The sequence below is a fragment of the Curtobacterium sp. MCPF17_046 genome (assembly GCF_003224295.1).
Lineage (GTDB): Bacteria > Actinomycetota > Actinomycetes > Actinomycetales > Microbacteriaceae > Curtobacterium.
In genome coordinates, this window is record NZ_QKLB01000012.1 from 1 (window position 1) to 15,284 (window position 15,284).

15 protein-coding genes and 1 pseudogene are annotated in these 15,284 nt (G+C 72.0%); 6 read left to right on the forward strand and 10 right to left on the reverse strand.

Annotated features, from left to right (window positions below):
• Positions 1–234: 234 nt before the first annotated feature.
• Entirely contained in the window at positions 235–1,083 is an 849-nt protein-coding gene (locus DEJ32_RS11250) for an NAD(P)-dependent oxidoreductase (protein WP_258369034.1), read from the forward strand.
• A 6-nt stretch (positions 1,084–1,089) separates the two neighbouring features.
• Here DEJ32_RS11250 and DEJ32_RS11255 read toward each other — a convergent pair whose 3' ends face one another.
• A complete protein-coding gene (locus DEJ32_RS11255; RefSeq protein ID WP_110899798.1) occupies positions 1,090–1,278 on the reverse strand; it encodes a hypothetical protein in 189 nt (62 codons plus the stop codon).
• Positions 1,279–1,316: 38 nt separating this feature from the next.
• Positions 1,317–1,826: a MarR family winged helix-turn-helix transcriptional regulator gene (locus DEJ32_RS11260; RefSeq protein ID WP_110890450.1), complete on the reverse strand. Its 510-nt coding sequence runs from the start codon at positions 1,824–1,826 to the stop codon at positions 1,317–1,319.
• Between the two features lie 163 nt (positions 1,827–1,989).
• On the opposite strand from DEJ32_RS11260, the gene DEJ32_RS11265 reads away from it, so the two are divergent.
• Positions 1,990–2,880, forward strand: coding sequence for an alpha-E domain-containing protein (locus DEJ32_RS11265; RefSeq protein ID WP_181420660.1), 891 nt, complete (start codon positions 1,990–1,992; stop codon positions 2,878–2,880).
• A 54-nt stretch (positions 2,881–2,934) separates the two neighbouring features.
• Here DEJ32_RS11265 and DEJ32_RS11270 read toward each other — a convergent pair whose 3' ends face one another.
• Both DEJ32_RS11270 and DEJ32_RS11275 read right to left on the reverse strand, forming a co-directional pair.
• Positions 2,935–4,281 (reverse strand): MFS transporter, encoded by a 1,347-nt coding sequence (locus tag DEJ32_RS11270; RefSeq protein ID WP_110823535.1) that lies wholly within the window; start codon positions 4,279–4,281, stop codon positions 2,935–2,937.
• Positions 4,278–4,742, reverse strand: coding sequence for a MarR family winged helix-turn-helix transcriptional regulator (locus DEJ32_RS11275; RefSeq protein ID WP_110901351.1), 465 nt, complete (start codon positions 4,740–4,742; stop codon positions 4,278–4,280). The genes DEJ32_RS11270 and DEJ32_RS11275 overlap by 4 nt, the downstream gene beginning before the upstream one ends.
• A 150-nt stretch (positions 4,743–4,892) precedes the next feature.
• On the opposite strand from DEJ32_RS11275, the gene DEJ32_RS11280 reads away from it, so the two are divergent.
• Entirely contained in the window at positions 4,893–5,645 is a 753-nt protein-coding gene (locus DEJ32_RS11280; RefSeq protein WP_110901352.1) for an SDR family NAD(P)-dependent oxidoreductase, read from the forward strand.
• A 122-nt stretch (positions 5,646–5,767) separates the two neighbouring features.
• Here the strand turns inward: DEJ32_RS11280 and DEJ32_RS11285 are convergent, their stop codons facing one another.
• The 3 genes and pseudogenes from DEJ32_RS11285 to DEJ32_RS11295 all read right to left on the reverse strand — a co-directional run bounded on the left by DEJ32_RS11285 (position 5,768) and on the right by DEJ32_RS11295 (position 8,377).
• Positions 5,768–6,706 carry an acetamidase/formamidase family protein gene (locus tag DEJ32_RS11285; protein WP_110823538.1) on the reverse strand — a complete coding sequence of 313 codons (939 nt, stop codon included), beginning with the start codon at positions 6,704–6,706 and terminating at the stop codon, positions 5,768–5,770.
• A 248-nt stretch (positions 6,707–6,954) separates the two neighbouring features.
• The gene (locus tag DEJ32_RS11290; RefSeq protein WP_110823539.1) at positions 6,955–7,224 is read right to left on the reverse strand and encodes a hypothetical protein; all 270 of its coding nucleotides are present in this window, start codon (positions 7,222–7,224) and stop codon (positions 6,955–6,957) included.
• Between the two features lie 11 nt (positions 7,225–7,235).
• A pseudogene (locus DEJ32_RS11295) lies at positions 7,236–8,377 on the reverse strand (anion permease).
• Positions 8,378–8,455: 78 nt separating this feature from the next.
• Here DEJ32_RS11295 and DEJ32_RS11300 point away from each other — a divergent pair.
• Complete coding sequence (locus DEJ32_RS11300; protein WP_110823966.1) at positions 8,456–9,328, forward strand: alpha/beta hydrolase; 873 nt, start codon at positions 8,456–8,458, stop codon at positions 9,326–9,328.
• Between the two features lie 36 nt (positions 9,329–9,364).
• On the opposite strand, the gene DEJ32_RS11305 is transcribed toward DEJ32_RS11300, so the two are convergent.
• Entirely contained in the window at positions 9,365–10,540 is a 1,176-nt protein-coding gene (locus DEJ32_RS11305) for a S9 family peptidase (RefSeq protein ID WP_110901353.1), read from the reverse strand.
• 430 nt (positions 10,541–10,970) lie between these two features.
• Between DEJ32_RS11305 and DEJ32_RS11310 the strand changes: the two genes are divergently transcribed.
• The gene (locus tag DEJ32_RS11310) at positions 10,971–12,020 is read left to right on the forward strand and encodes a biotin/lipoate A/B protein ligase family protein (RefSeq protein WP_110890434.1); all 1,050 of its coding nucleotides are present in this window, start codon (positions 10,971–10,973) and stop codon (positions 12,018–12,020) included.
• Between the two features lie 100 nt (positions 12,021–12,120).
• Positions 12,121–12,450 (forward strand): hypothetical protein, encoded by a 330-nt coding sequence (locus DEJ32_RS11315; RefSeq protein ID WP_110823543.1) that lies wholly within the window; start codon positions 12,121–12,123, stop codon positions 12,448–12,450.
• A gap of 10 nt (positions 12,451–12,460) precedes the next feature.
• Here DEJ32_RS11315 and DEJ32_RS11320 read toward each other — a convergent pair whose 3' ends face one another.
• Positions 12,461–12,745 (reverse strand): GNAT family N-acetyltransferase, encoded by a 285-nt coding sequence (locus DEJ32_RS11320; RefSeq protein ID WP_110901354.1) that lies wholly within the window; start codon positions 12,743–12,745, stop codon positions 12,461–12,463.
• Positions 12,746–12,881: 136 nt separating this feature from the next.
• On the reverse strand, positions 12,882–15,194 hold the full coding sequence (locus DEJ32_RS11325; RefSeq protein ID WP_181420661.1) for an MDR family MFS transporter: 2,313 nt from the start codon (positions 15,192–15,194) through the stop codon (positions 12,882–12,884).
• Between the last annotated feature and the right edge of the window lie 90 nt (positions 15,195–15,284).

Consider the following 15,284-nt stretch of genomic DNA (forward strand, 5'->3'; position numbering starts at 1 on the left):
AGATGTGTATAAGAGACAGGATCACCACGAGCGGCGTCATCCGGTCCTGACCCGCGGCGCGCACCCGGCGGCGCGCACCCGGCGGTGCGCGGGGCCCGACCCCGCCGCTCTGCCTCGACCCCACCTCTGCCTCGACCCCACCGTCCTGGCCCGGGCCGGCCGGGACGCCGCCCCGCGGAGCGGCGTACCGTCGACCTGGTCGTGGCGCTCGGGCCACGCGGTGAGGAGACCACGGTGCGCGTGTCGGTGTTGGGAACCGGAGCGATGGGAGCGGGTGTGGCGCAGTCGTTGCTCCGTGCGGGGCACGACGTCACGGCGTGGAACCGCACGACGGAGCGCGCGCGACCCCTCGCCGACCTCGGCGCGACCGTCGTGGCAGAGGTCATCGACGCGGTCGCCGATGCCCAGGTCGTGCTGCTGACCCTGTTCGACACCGACGCGGTGGTCGACGTCCTCGAGCGGGCCGCCGGTGATGCGCCGCAGGATGCCGTGTGGGTGCAGGCGTCGACGATCGGCGTGCCGGGCACGGAGACCGTCGTGCAGCTCGCCGCCAAGTACGGCATCACCCTCGTCGAGGCCATGATGCTCGGCACGAAGGCGCCGGCTGAGCAGGGCAAGCTGACCATACTCGTCGCGGGCCATCCCGACGCGGTGTCCGTCGTCGAGCCCGTGCTCGATGCCGTCAGTGCCAAGGTCGTCCACGCGGGCGACCGGGTCGGCCAGGGGACGGCCCTGAAGCTCGCGGCCAACGCCTGGATCGCGTCGATCACCGCGGCCACCGGGCAGTCGTTGGCGATCGCCTCGGCACTCGGCCTCGACCCGCAGCTGTTCCTCCAGGCGATCGAGGGGTCGGCGAGCGACTCCGCCTACGCCCACACGAAGGGTGCGGCGATGATCGCGCGGGAGTTCCCGGCGCAGTTCGCCCTCGACGGTCTGCGGAAGGACATCGCTCTCATCACCGAAGCGGCTCGGGATGCCGGCGTCGACACCACCCTGCTCGACGCACTCGGCCGGGTCTACGCCGAGGCCAGCGCTGCCGGGCACGGCGGGGACGACATCGCGGCGGTCGGCACCGCGTTCTGACGACCGTCAGGACCGGCGGAACACCTGCCGGAGTCGTCGGGCGACCCGGCCCACGGACTCGTCGTTCAGCGTGTTCGCGAGCGTGAAGGCCTCCTGCGCGGGATCCGCGCCGTCCCGGATGCGTCGCAGTGCGGCATCCGCCCGGGCACGCGCGTCGAGTTCGGCCGCGGGCATGTCGTCCTCGGGCTCGCGCATGCCCTCAGCGTACGGCGGGACGTGTCGCGACACGGACGTCAGTACTCGTCGTGGTCCGCGGACTCGTCGACGGCGCCCGCCATCTCGCGCAGGAAGGCCACGACCACGGCCATGTCCTCCGGGGGCAGGTGCTGCGCGACCTCGACGGCACGGGAGTCCAGGTCCCCGATGACGGCCAGGGCCCGACGCATCGAGCGACCCGTGGCGGTGAGGATGACCCCACGCCGGTCGGCCGGGTCAGCGTGCCGTTCGACGTGACCGGAACGGACGAGCCGGTCCACCAGCGCCGACGTCGACGCCGCGGTGATGCCGAGGCGCTCCGCGAGTTCCTTCGAGTTGACGGTCCGGCCGGACGTCTCGGCGTCGACGAGCACCCGCAGGGCCATCAACGCGTTCTCACCGATCCCGAGTTCCTCACGCACACGACGCTGGGCGGAGCTCTCGGCAGTGCGGTACCGACGCAGCGCGTTCAGCACGTCCACCGCGTCGACCCGGGAGTCCTCGCCGTACCAGAAACCCGGGGCTGCTGTCGTCACCTCGGAAGTCATGGGATCAATGCTAGACGGTCTAGTTAGTTTGTCTAGCGAGCGCGTCACATGTACGTCCACCGTCCAGGGAACGAAGCGAGCGACGGTCTGCAACACCCGGGACGTCATCCCGAAACACCCCGGCAACGCGCGGTCAGTAGGTTCGCCGCATGCAGGAGTCGCCGTGCTGAACCGACTCGCGCGGAGCGTCCACAGCGTCGGGGGCGCGGTCGAGCGGACGGACGTCGTCGCGCGTCTGCTGGACGTGCACCTCGCACGCCGGGACCCCGCGGCCGAGAGGGGCTCGATCGGCCGGAGCCTCCGCGGCGTCGTCGGCGCCACCGTGCCGGAGGACGTGGACCTCGGTCCGGACGCGACCCTGGAGGCCCTGGCGCTCGACCGCCACGAACCGGCCTCCATCGCCGCTGCGGTGGCGGTCGCCCGGGACGACGCGCGTCGTGCGCGTGACGTCGTCTCCACCGAGCTGTGGGACTGCCTCAACACGACGCGGTCGCGGCTGCCGCGCAAGATCGCGGGGGAGCGGGCGCACGAGTTCCTCGGCTGGGTCCGCGAACGGAGCGCCCTCGCGGTCGGGGTCGTCGACGGGGACGCCAGTCGCGACGAGGTGTGGGAGTTCTTCACCCTCGGTCGCTCGCTCACCCGGTTGACGGTGACCGCGCGGATGCTCGCGTCGGACCTCCTCGACCCGGCCTCGGCGGCGTCGTGGACGACCGCGCTGCGTGCCTGCGGTGCGGGGGAGGCGTTCCACCGCGAGCACCGGCGCGGCACGACGTCCTCGGAGGCGGCCACGTTCCTGCTCCTCGACGCGCACAGCCCGCGCTCGCTCCTCTTCCTCACCCGCCGGAGCGAGGAGTGCCTCGACGACCTCGTCGGCGTGCACCTGGCGGCCGAGGTCCGGGCGTTCGGCGATGCCCGCGCCGAGCTCGAGACCCTGACGCCGGACACCGCGGTCGACGCCGCCCGGTCCGCCGGAGCGCGGCTCGCGCTGGCCGCCGAGACGGTAACGGCGGCGCTGGACGCCCGCGTGTTCGCCGCACCCGAACCGGTCGGCTGACACCGGGCCGGACCGGGCCGGGCCAATCCGGGCCAGGGCCAGGGCCAGGGCAGGTCAGACGGCACTCGACCGGTCCGCCACCACCTCGTCGTGCTCGAGGTCCCGGCGCACGGCCGCTCGGCTCGCCCGCGTCCCGACCACCGGTGTCGACCGCGTGACGGCGAGGTGCAGACGTGCGTCGGCGTCGTACCGCAGCCGGAGGTGCTGGGACCGGACGAGCCACAGGACGGCGATGGCGAGCGCGACGAAGCCCGCGAGCGCGCCCACGACGATCGCCCACCGCGGTCCCCAGGCGTCAGCGACGGCACCGACGACGGGAGCACCGACGGGGGTGCCGCCGACGAAGATCGCCATGTAGAGCGCCATCACGCGGCCGCGCATCGCCGGGGTCGTGGTGGTCTGCACGAGGGCGTTCGCCGTGGTCATGAAGGTCAGGGCTGCGAGGCCGACGAAGGCGAGCAGGACCGCGAAGACCCAGTAGGTCGGGGCGAGAGCGGCCGCGGTGCAGGCGAGGCCGAACCCGCCGGCGGCGAGGACCAGCGTGCGCATCCGGGGCGCGTCGCGCCGTGCCGCGAGCAGCGCGCCGAGCACCGAGCCGACCGCCATCACCGAGTTGAGCAGCCCGAAGTCGCCCGCACCCCGGTGGAACTCCACCCGCGCCATCGTCGAGGTGAAGATGGGGAAGTTCACGCCGAAGGTGCCGACCACGAAGACCATGGCGAGCACGACGAGGATGTCCGGTCGGGTGCGGACGTACCGGAACCCCGCGACGAGCTGCCCCTTCCCGCGGGCGGCCCGCGGGCGGTCGGCGAGCTGCCGTGGGTCGACGAAGCGCAGGGCCACGAGCACCGCGAGGAACGACCCCGCGTTGATGACGAAGACCCACCCGGAGCCGATCGCCGCGATGAGGACGCCCGCGACCGCCGGGCCGACGAGCCGGGCGGCGTTGAACGACGCCGAGTTCAGCGCGACGGCGTTCGACACGTTCTCGCCCGTCACGACGTCGGACACGAACGCCTGTCGGACCGGGGTGTCGAACGCCGCGACGACACCGAGTGCGAGGGCGAAGCCGTACAGGGTCCACAGCGTCGCGGTGTCGGTGAGGACCATCACGGCCAGTCCGAGCCCGAGCAGTCCCATCAGGCCCTGGGTCACCATGAGCATGCGACGCCGGTCGAAACGGTCCGCGACCAACCCGGTCCAGGGCAGCAAGAGCAGTTGCGGACCGAACTGCAGCGCCATCGTGACGCCGACCGCGACGGCGTCGTCGTCGGTCAGCTGGGTGAGGACGATCCAGTCCTGGGCGGTGCGCTGCATCCAGGTGCCGATGTTCGACACGAGGGCGCCGGCGAACCAGATGCGGTAGTTGCGTCCCGAGAGGGACCGGAACACGGCGCTCACCGGGCGGCGAGCTTCCGCATGACGTCCGTGGCGGCGGCGAGGGTCCGTCGTTCCGCCGCGGTGAGGGCCGTGAGCCGGGGACTGAGCCAGTCGTCACGACGCTGCCGGGTCTCGGCGACCAGCTCGGCGCCGGCCGGGGTCGGGCAGAGCAGCACCTTGCGTCGGTCGTCCCCGTGGTCGTCCTTCGTCAGCAGGCCGCGACCGATCAGGACGTCCACGGTCTTCGTCATCGACGGGGGCGTGACGCCCTCGGCCCGGCTGAGGTCGGCGAGCGTCATCGGCCCGTCGCGGTGCAGCAGGGCGAGGGCGGAGAACTGGGCGTCGGTGACGGACGTGTCGGCTTTCTGCCCGCGGAGTGTCCGCGAGAGCCGGTTCACGGCCACGCGGACGTCGGTCGCGAGTGCGGCGTGCGGTGCGGGTCGGTGACGCGCGTTGGTCGGGAGCGGGTCGGTGGCGGTCACGGATCGTCAGCCTACCTCATTAGTTCAGCGAACGAACCAGTTGGGCCGCCTCACCCCGCTGTCTCTGACCGCCAGGCGTACGATGGGCATCTGGACAACAGGTGTTGCCCAGATGAGACGGGCCGGAAGGCACCAGGAGGAGCAGGACGCATGAACGGGTTCGAGGGCAAGGCCGCCATCGTCACCGGAGGTGGCAGCGGGATCGGCGAGTCGATCGCGAAGGAGCTCGCGGCAGCGGGTGCCTCCGTCGTCGTGACGGACATCAAGCAGGAGGCGGCCGAGCGCGTCGTCGCCGAGATCGAGCAGGCCGGTGGCACCGCCGCCGCCGTCGCCGCGAACTCGGCCCTCGCCGCCGACAACGAACGTGCCGTGCAGTTCGCCGTCGACACCTACGGCGCACTGCACCTCGCCGTGAACAACGCCGGCATCGGTGCCGCCCCGCAGCCCATCGGCGAGTACGACGTCGAGGCGTGGGACCGCGTCCGAGCCGTCGACCTGGACGGGGTGTTCTACGGCCTCCGCTACGAGATCCCCGCGATCCTCGAGTCGGGCGGCGGCGCCGTCGTCAACATGTCGTCGGTCCTCGGCTCGGTCGGCATCGCGAACAACGCGGCCTACGTGGCGTCGAAGCACGCACTCGTCGGGCTCACGAAGGTCGCGGCGCTCGAGTACACCGCGAAGGGCGTCCGCACCAACGCCGTCGGCCCGGGCTTCATCGACACCCCGCTGGTCCGGTCCTCGCTGAGCGCCGACGAGCTCGCCGGCCTCGAGTCCCTGCACGCCGCCGGACGGCTCGGCACCGACTCCGAGGTCGCCGCGCTCGTCCTCTTCCTGCTGAGCGACCAGGCGTCGTTCATCAGCGGCAGCTACCACCTGGTCGACGGCGGCTACTCCGCGCACTGACCGTCCGTGTGCTGAGTTTCCGAGCGCCGACCCGCCGTGCGCCGGCTCTCCGCCGGCAGCACCGGACGGGAGGCCCGACCGCCGTGAGCAGATCTGCTCACCGCGGCCGGGCCTCCCGTCCGTCAGCGGGTCTGCGTGAGGATCGCGTCGTGTGCGAGCAGTGCGTGCACGCCCCACGTCCGGTTGGCGATCTGCGTGATGCGCATGCTCACCGCGACGCTCGCCATCGCGAGCGCCTCGGCGCGGCCGATGCCGTGCTCCGCCGCGATCCAGTCGATCATCCGGTCGAGGGCCGTCGTCGTCGCCGCGTTGAGGTCCGCGTCGAAGCCGAACGTGATGCGCCCGGCCGGGGTGTCGGCGTGGATGCCCGCGACCGGCGCCGTGTCGAGCAGGGACAGCGTCATCGTCGTCGTCATGCCGCACTCGACGGCCGTGCCGGAGACCTCGCCGTCGCCCTGGGCGGCGTGCCCGTCCCCGACCGTCAGCAGCGCGTCGGGCACCGTCACCGGCAGGTACAGCGTGGCGCCGGCGACGAGCTCGCGGCAGTCGATGTTCCCGCCACCGACGGCCCGGGGCGGGGTGGTCACATGCTCGCCAGTGGCCTCCGGCGGGACGCCGACGACGCCGAGGAACGGGGCTGTCCGGACGCCGAGTCCGAGCTGGTTGGAGGCGGTCCCCGCCGACGCGTCGATGTCCCAGAGGAGCGGCCCTCGCGTCGACGGGTCGGCGAGCCCGAGCGCTCGGTTCAGCGGGGTGTCCACCCCACCGGAACCGGTGTAGCCCCAGTCGTCCGGGACGAGGTCGTCGAACCGGACCGCCAGCACCTGCCCGGGACGGGCGCCCGCGACCGCGATCGGCCCGAGCAGGCAGTGGCCTCGTCGCGGACTGATGAGGGTCGGCACGTCGACGCCCGGTGCCGGCAGACGCTCGGTGTAGCCGGCGGCGTCGAGCGTGTGGACGGTGACGGTGTCGCCGGGCTCGACCGTCAGCACGGGCCGGCGTTCGGCGGTGAACACGTCGACGGCGGTGTCCGCGGTGGTCGCGATGCGGTGGTGGGTCACTCGGCGATCCTGCCAGGCCGCACCTGGCGGCGCCGTGGGGCGGGCCTCCCGGCCGGGCGCGGGACGTGGGCCGCGGGCGGGGTGGGCGTGCCTGCGAGGCGGGTCTGCCTGCCCAGCCTGTGAGACGGGCCTGCCTGGGAGACGGGCCCGTCTCCGGGTGACGCCGCACGACGGACGAGACGCCGCCGGAACCGGCGGCGTCTCGGGTGCGAGGTGGTGTCTCGAGCAGACGGTGGCGTCTCGAACGGTCAGTGGAACTGGGGGATCGTCAGCCAGATCCCGTACAGGACGGCTGCGCCGCAGAGCGCGAAGCAGACGCCGGCACCGAGGGACGCCATGCGCGGTGTCGAGCCCGAGCGCGGGGTCTCCTCGGCGTACTGGGTGCGCTCGCCGCCGACGTCGGCGGGTTGACCGGTGCCGAGCAGGCGCAGGCCGAGCGTGTAGAGCAGCACGACGCCGACGGCGGCCACGAAGCCCACCCCCGCGACGGTGCCGATCGCTCCGAAGTCGATGTCCATCTGGTCCTCCCTCAGTTCCCGGCGGCCACGGACTCGCGCTCCGGGGCGCCCTCGCGCACGTCGTCCGCACCGATCGGCTTGCGGCGGGCGAGGACGGCGAACGTGAGCCCGCCGACCAGGGCCAGCACCGCCACGACGACCAGCCCGATGGTGGAGCTCGACGCGATCCACGTCGCCAGACCGCCCACCACCGCGGCGGACGGCAGCGTGATCACCCAGGCCACGACGATCTTGCCGACGACACCCCAGTGCACGTCGGCCAGCTTCTTGCCGAGGCCCGAACCGATGACCGAGCCGCTCGTGACGTGCGTCGTCGAGAGGGCGAAGCCGAGGTGCGAGGACACGAGGATCGTCGCGGCCGAGCTGGTCTCCGCCGCGAACCCCTGCGGGGACTGCACGTCCGAGATCCGCTTGCCGACGGTCTTCATGATCCGCCAGCCGCCCATGTACGTGCCGAGGGCGATCGCGAGCCCGCAGGCCAGGACCACCCAGAGCTCCGGGGCGGTCCCCGCGCCCTGGTAGCCCGCCGCGATGAGGGTCAGGGTGATGACGCCCATGGTCTTCTGCGCGTCGTTCGTCCCGTGGGCGAGCGACACCAGGGAGGCGGACACCGTCTGGCCGTGCCGGAACCCGGTGGCGGCGCCGTGCGTGGTCGCGTTCTTCGTGATCGTGTAGGCCAGGTAGGTCGCGACGAGGGCGATCACCCCGGCGATGACCGGGGAGAGCAGCGCCGGGAGCACGACCTTGGAGACGACCGTGGCCCAGTCGACCGAGTCCAGCCCGGCACCGATCACCGACGCCCCGATGAGCCCGCCGAACAGGGCGTGGGTGGACGACGACGGCAGGCCCGAGTACCACGTGGCGAGGTTCAGAGCACGGCGCCGACGAGCCCCGCGAAGACCATCGTCGGGGTGATGTGGATGCCGTCCTCTCCTTCGCGGATGAGGCCCTGTGACACGGTCTTCGCCACCTCGGTGGAGAGGAACGCACCGACGAGGTTCAGCACGGCGGAGATGAGGACGGCGGTGCGGGGCTTGAGGGCACCCGTGGCCACCGAGGTGGCCATGGCGTTCGCGGTGTCGTGGAACCCGTTCGTGAAGTCGAACACGAGGGCCACCACGATCACCAGCACGACGGTGACGAGGACGTCCATGCGCGGAACGCTAGGCCGGTACCCGAAGGTGCGCGTGAACGACGGATGAACAGGTGCGACGTCTGCCAGGATGACGCCGTGCCCACCTTCTCCGCTGCCCGAGGTGACTCCTCGTTCACCGACGCACACGGCGTCGAGATCGTCTACTCGACCTGGCGTGCGGGCAGGGCGAAGGGCATCGTGCAGATCGCGCACGGCGTCGGGGAGCACGCGCTGCGCTACGAGCCGCTCGCCCAGGACCTCGTGCGCGCCGGCTGGACCGTGCACGCGACCGACCACCGCGGCCACGGCCGGACCGGTCTCGGACAGTGGGACGGCGACCACGGGAAGCTCGGACGCCTGGGCCCGGGTGGACTGCGGGCGGCGATCGCGGCGGTCGAGCAGATGACGACCGTGGCGATGGACGGCGACCCCGGGCTGCCCGTCGTGCTGCTCGGACACTCGTGGGGGTCGCTCATGGCCCAGCGGATCGTGAACACCTCGTCGGAGCGGTACGCGGGCGTCGTGCTGTCGGCGACCGCGCTCCGGTTGCCCGGGTTCATGAACGGCGGGGACCTCAACCGGCGGCACGCGGCGTCCGGTCCGACGAAGCACGAGTGGCTCACCCGGGACCGGGCGGTCATCGATGCCGTCGGGGTCGACCCGCTCGCGGTCGAGGCCGACGTGCTCGGGTTGTTCGGGCTGCCGGACACCCTCCGGCTGCTCGGGGTCCCGCGCCGGGCGATCCCGCACGACCTGCCGATGCTGCTGCAGGTCGGCTCCGAGGACTCGCTCGGCGGGCCCCGGTCCGTCGAGCTGCTCGCGCGGGCGTACCGGCGGCGTGGTCAGCTCTCCGACGTCACGGTGCGCGTGTACGAGGGGGCGCGGCACGAGGTCTACAACGAGACGAACCGTGACGAGGTGGTCGCGGACCTCGTCGCGTGGCTCGACCGGGCAGTCGACCGCAGCTGACCGGCGAGGCCGACGTTCCGGTCGGAGGATGCCGTGTCAGCTGGCGGTGCCGCCGTGCTCCGTGGACACGGCCGCGTCCACATCCGCCGACCGTGCCGCCACGCGTGCCAGGAACCGGCGCACCGACCCGTGGAACAGGTCCGGGTCCCGGTTCATCTCCGACCCGTGCGGGCAGGACGCGACCTCCACCAGGGTCGCCGCCGGTCCCGCCGCCGCGACGAAGCGCCGCGAGGCGTCGATCGGCACGTCCCGGTCGCCGACGCTGTGGACCACGAGCAGCGGGACCCCGACCGGCGGCCGCGGTCGCATCCGTCCGAGGGGGATCGGCGTCCGCATGCCGGCGAGCCGGGAGAGTCCTGGGACCGTGAGCGCACCGGCGCCGAGCACGCCGAGGAACCCCGGGAAGCCGGCCTTCACCGCGCCCCACCGGAGCGCGGTGAACCAGTCGAGGGCCGGACACACCAGGACCATCGCGCCCACGCGGTCCCGGAGTGCGGAGTCGCTCGCCGCGTGCATCGCGATCGTCGCCCCCATCGACCACCCGACGAGGACGAGCCGCTCCGCACCGTGGTCGACGGCGTACCGCATCGCGGCGTCGAGGTCGTGCCACTCGTCGGAGCCGAACGTCGCCGGCAGTCCACGGTCGTCCTCGACGTCGCCGCGGTACCCGATCACGAGCGAGGTCATGCCGGCGTCGAGGGTGTCGGGGACGCCACGGAGGACGGCGGTCCGGCTGGAGTGGATGCCGTGCACGTGGATCGCCCACGTCGTCGCCTCGCGCACGGGGAAGAGCCAGGCCGGTCGGTCCGAGCCGTCCGCCGTGATCATGACCTGGGCGGAGTCGGGCGACACGGCTGTCGGCTGGTCGAGGAGGTACCCCGTCCAGAGCAGCTCGTCACCCCGGGCCGGCAGCGTCGCGGGGGCATCGAGCACCGCGCGGCACACCCGCTCGCCGTCGTCGGTGCGGACGTCACCGAGCAGGACGCTGTGCTCGTGGTCCCCGAAGTACACCCGGTACACGCCCGGGCACCGGGTCTGCTCGTCGGCCGGCACGGTGACGCCCGCGGGACCCACGTCGAGGACGGTCACGGTCCGCTTCGGACGCGGATGGACGGCCTTGCGGGCGACCACGACACCCGCTGCGGTCGATGCTGCGAGCCCCACGGCGGCCGCTCCCGCCACAGCACGGACCACGACGCCGGTCATGCCCATGCGCGGACCCCGCCGCCACGTCCAACGCCCGGTCCGACGTCGTGCTGTCCGGCGCTGCCCTGGCTGCCGCTGCCTTGGCTGCCGCTGTCCTGTCTGACCACACGACGACCCTATTCGGGAACCAGCGACCGACCCGCGACTTGTGGACGAACACACCCACCGACGGAGAAGGCCCCGGCCTGTTGGGGGGAACAGACCGGGGCCGGACCACTCGACCCATTGGGGGGAACGGATCGAGTGGCGACGCCCGAGGCTCGAGGGGGGTCGCACCCCAGGCGTGGTGACGACGCTACGCCCGCACACGCACAGCGGCAACTCGGTTCGTTTTCAGGTGATCGGGCCGCACTGCGGGCGACGGACGCCGTTCCCGGCCACCGGACGGGAGGCCCGCTGCGGGGCCGCCACGGGCCTCCCGGAATAGGGTGGCGACATGCACGGTGAGTACAAGGTCCCCGGAGGCAAGCTCGTCGTCGTCGACCTGGAGGTCGTCGACGGCAAGATCGACCAGTTCCGCCTGGCCGGTGACTTCTTCCTGGAACCGGACGACGCGCTCCCGCTCATCGACCAGGCGGTGGACGGCCTCCGTGCCGACACCGACGCGGCCGGCATCGCCGCCGCAGTCCGCCACGCGCTGCCGGAGGACGCAGTCCTGCTCGGCTTCACGCCCGAGTCCGTCGGGGTCGCGGTACGGCGGGCGCTCTCGCGCGCCTCCTCGTGGCGGGACTACGAGTGGCAGGTCGTCCACGAGGGGCCGATCAGCCCGAACGAGCACCTCGCGCTCGACCAGGTCCTCACCGAGGAGGTCGGGGCCGGACGCCGCGGGCCGACGCTGCGCATCTGGGAGTGGGACCAGCCCGCGGTCGTCATCGGGTCGTTCCAGTCGCTCAAGAACGAGGTCGACCCGGCCGGCGCCGAGAAGTACGGCGTGCAGGTCGTGCGGCGGATCTCGGGCGGCGGCGCGATGTTCATGGACGCCGGCGCGATCATCTCGTACTCGCTGTACGTCCCGACCGACCTCGTGCAGGGCATGACGTTCGCCGACTCCTACGCGTACCTGGACGAGTGGGTGATCGAGGCGCTGAAGTCCCTGGGCATCGAGGCGTACTACCAGCCGCTCAACGACATCACCTCGACCAAGGGGAAGATCGGCGGGGCCGCACAGAAGCGCCTCGGCACCGGGTCGCTCCTCCACCACGCCACCATGAGCTACGACATGGACGGCGAGAAGATGGTGGAGGTCCTCCGCATCGGCCGCGAGAAGATGAGCGACAAGGGGACGACGAGCGCCGCGAAGCGGGTCGACCCGCTGCGCTCGCAGACCGGTCTCACCCGCGCCGAGATCATCGACCGGCTCATCGGCACGTTCACGAAGCTCTACGGCGCGACCGAGGGGCACGTCACCGACGCCGAGCGGCAGCGGGCGCAGGAGCTCGTCGAGACGAAGTTCTCGACGCGGGAGTGGCTCGAGCGCGTGCCCTGAGCGCCGACTCCCGGGGTCCGGCCGTCGCCGTCGGTGCGGATCGCGAGGATCAGCCGCGCGGCGGATGTCCTCCGTCGATCGGCCACGTAGCGTCACTCCCGTGAACTGGTTGATCTTCCTGGGGGCGGTGGCCGTCGCGGCCGTCGTGATGTGGATCGCCGACCGTCTGGGCTGGATCGACCTGTCGAACAAGGCCACGCGCGGGGGCGGATCCGGCGGTGCGGTCGGGATGCTGGACGAGGTGTTCGCCCCGACGCGGCACGAGACGCAGACCGAGTACGAACGGCAGGCGCGGTTGCCGCGGGAGGCGCCGACGCCGTCCCGTCACGACCACGACCTGCTGAGCGGGTCGGTGCTCATCCGGGTGCCCGCCGTCGGGGCACACTCGGCCGGTGCGCACCGGGCCGGTACGCACGACCGCCAGTACTGACGGGAACGCGTCAGCGAGCCGTGAGCTCCTGGTAGTCCGGGTGCCGCTCGACCCAGGCCGCGACGTAGCTGCACTGGGCGACGACGCGTCGGTCGGAGTTCGCGCGGACGTCGTCGAGTGCGTGCTGGACGAGCATGGACGCGTGGCCGCCGCCGCGGTGTTCGGGGTCGACCTCGGTGTGCACGAAGCGGATCTCGTCGCCGTCGACCTCGTAGGCCGCCAGCCCGATCACCTCGCCGTCCTCGACGAGGGAGTACTGGTTCTTGTCGGAGTCGTTGCGCACGTCGAGACTCATCGTCCGGACGTTACCCCGGTCGGCCCGGAGCGGGCACGGAGTCGTTCCGGTGCGGGCGCGGAACGTGACGAGGGCGGGTGCGCGCGACGGTGTCCCGTCGCACGGACCCGCCCTCGCCCGGGGCTACTCGGCGCAGCTACTCGGCGCTGTGGCGACCGTGCGGGTGGTCGTCGTGGCCCGACGGGGGGACCGGGGCCGTGCCGGCAGCGTGGGCGCCGTGCTGCGTCCGGATCGCGCCGGTCAGCGTCGGAGGCTCGTCCACCGGGGTCGACGCCGCGTGCGCTCCGTGCGTCGTCGCCGCCGGCAGGACGTCGGGGGAGGTGGGCACGACCGCCGTCGAGCCGGTGTCGGGGGAGACGAGCGAACCCGACCCCGCGGCGGCCTGCTGCGCGTCGACGGTCAGGCGGTCGTCGTCGGCGCTCTTCCGTGCGGCGTCGGCCTGCTCCTGCAGGGCCGAGGTCTTCCGGAGCGGCGGCACGCGGAAGAACCACGTGAGGACGAACGCCACGAGGACGACGGCCAGACCCACCCAGTAGACGGTCACGGCGGAGTCGCTGAACCCGACCAGGAACGGACGGCTCAGTCGCGGGTCGGCGCCGTTGAGGAAGGACGTGTCGTTGGTGGACGACGTGGTCGACGACGTCCCGCCCTTCCCGTCGCGAAGCTGGTCGACGAGCTCCGGCGCCACCGCGTCGACGACGTCACGACGCTGGTCGGCGTCGGAGTAGTCGACCTGCAGCGTGCCGTCGACGACCTCGGCGTTCGCCTTCGCGGCGGCGGCCCGCAGTGCCTGCTGCTCGGCGGCACCCTTCGCGTCGTCGACCTGTTGGGCGATGACCGTGTCGGCGGCCGCGGCGGGGACACGTCCGGCGGCGACCTGCTGCTGGACGGCCGCGGTGACCCGCTCGGTGACGGCCTGGTCCGCCGCGCGCTTGGCCTGTACGGCGCCCTGGTCGAGACCGTCCTGCACGTTCCGCTTGACCGGCGTGACGATCGGGTCCCAGATCTGGTCCATCACGCCCGCGTTCTGCTCGGCGTTCGCCACCGCGGGGTTCAGCGCCGCGTTGAGGGCGCTCTTGAGGTCGGACTCGTTCTGGAGCGCCCCGGAGATGTTGGTCGGCATCAGGCTGAACAGCACCGAGAGCAGCACGGCGGTGCCCATCGTGCCGCCGATCTGTCGGAAGAACGTCGCGGCGCTGGTGGCGACACCGATGTCCCGCGGGCTCACCGAGTTCTGCGCCGCGAGGGTCAGCGTCTGCATGAGCTGTCCGAGCCCGAGGCCGATGAGGAACATCCCGGTCATGAGGAACCACAGCGGACGGTCCGCGGTCAGGAACGTCAGGACCGTGTAGCCGACGGCGGTGAAGGCCGTGCCGGTGACCGGGAAGATGCGGTACTTGCCGGTGCGCGAGACGATCTGTCCCGATGCGATCGAGGAGATCATCAGGCCGAGGACCATGGGCAGCATCGCGAAGCCGGACTCGGTCGGGGTGACCCCCTTGACGATCTGCAGGTACAGCGGGATCGTCAGCATCGCGCCGAACATGCCGAAGCCGATGAGCACGGACAGGACGGCTGCCATCGAGAACACGTGCGAGCCGAAGAGCTTCAGCGGCAGGATCGCGTCGTCCCCCATCGCACGCTCGACGATGACGAATGCGATGAGCCCGAGTGCGCCGATGCCGTAGCAGGCGAAGGCGCCGGGGGAGTCCCAGCCCCAGTCGCGGCCCTGTTCGGCGATGAGCAGCAGCGGCACGAGGGTGACGATGACGAGGCTGGCACCCCACCAGTCGATGCGCGGCTTCCGGCGCTCGCCGAAGGCCGGCAGGTGCAGGAACGTCAAGACCATGAACAGCGCGATGACGCCGATCGGGACGTTGATGAGGAACACCCACCGCCACCCGGTGACGAACAGCAGGTCGTCGGCGCCGGCGAAGACACCGCCGACCAGTGGCCCGATGACGGAGGAGATGCCGAACACGGCGAGGAAGTAGCCCTGGTACTTGGCGCGTTCACGCGGCGCGAGCATGTCGCCCATGATCGCCAGCGGCAGCGACATCAGGCCACCGGCGCCGAGGCCCTGCAGCGCACGGAAGCCGGCGAGCATGAGCATGGACGTCGAGAACGAGGCCGCGAGCGAGCCGATGATGAAGATGCCGATGGCCGTGATGAACAGCGGTCGCCGACCGAACAGGTCGGAGAGCTTGCCGTAGATCGGCGTCGTGATCGTCGAGGCGATCAGGTACCCGGTCGTCACCCACGCCTGCTGGTCGAGCCCGTGCAGGTCGTCGCCGATGGTGCGGATGGCCGTGCCGACGATCGTCTGGTCGAGGGCGCCGAGGAACATGCCGGCCATGAGGCCGTAGATCACCAGGAGGATCTGGCGGTGGTTCATCACGGCGTTCGACGCCGTGGTGGGGGCCGCGGGTGCGGTCGCGGTCTGTGTCATGTGCGGGACTCCCGAGGACTTTGCGCTGCCTGCAAAGTTACAACCGCCGCACGGACGGCGTGCTCCGGCGGGGCGTTCCTGTGGGGATCG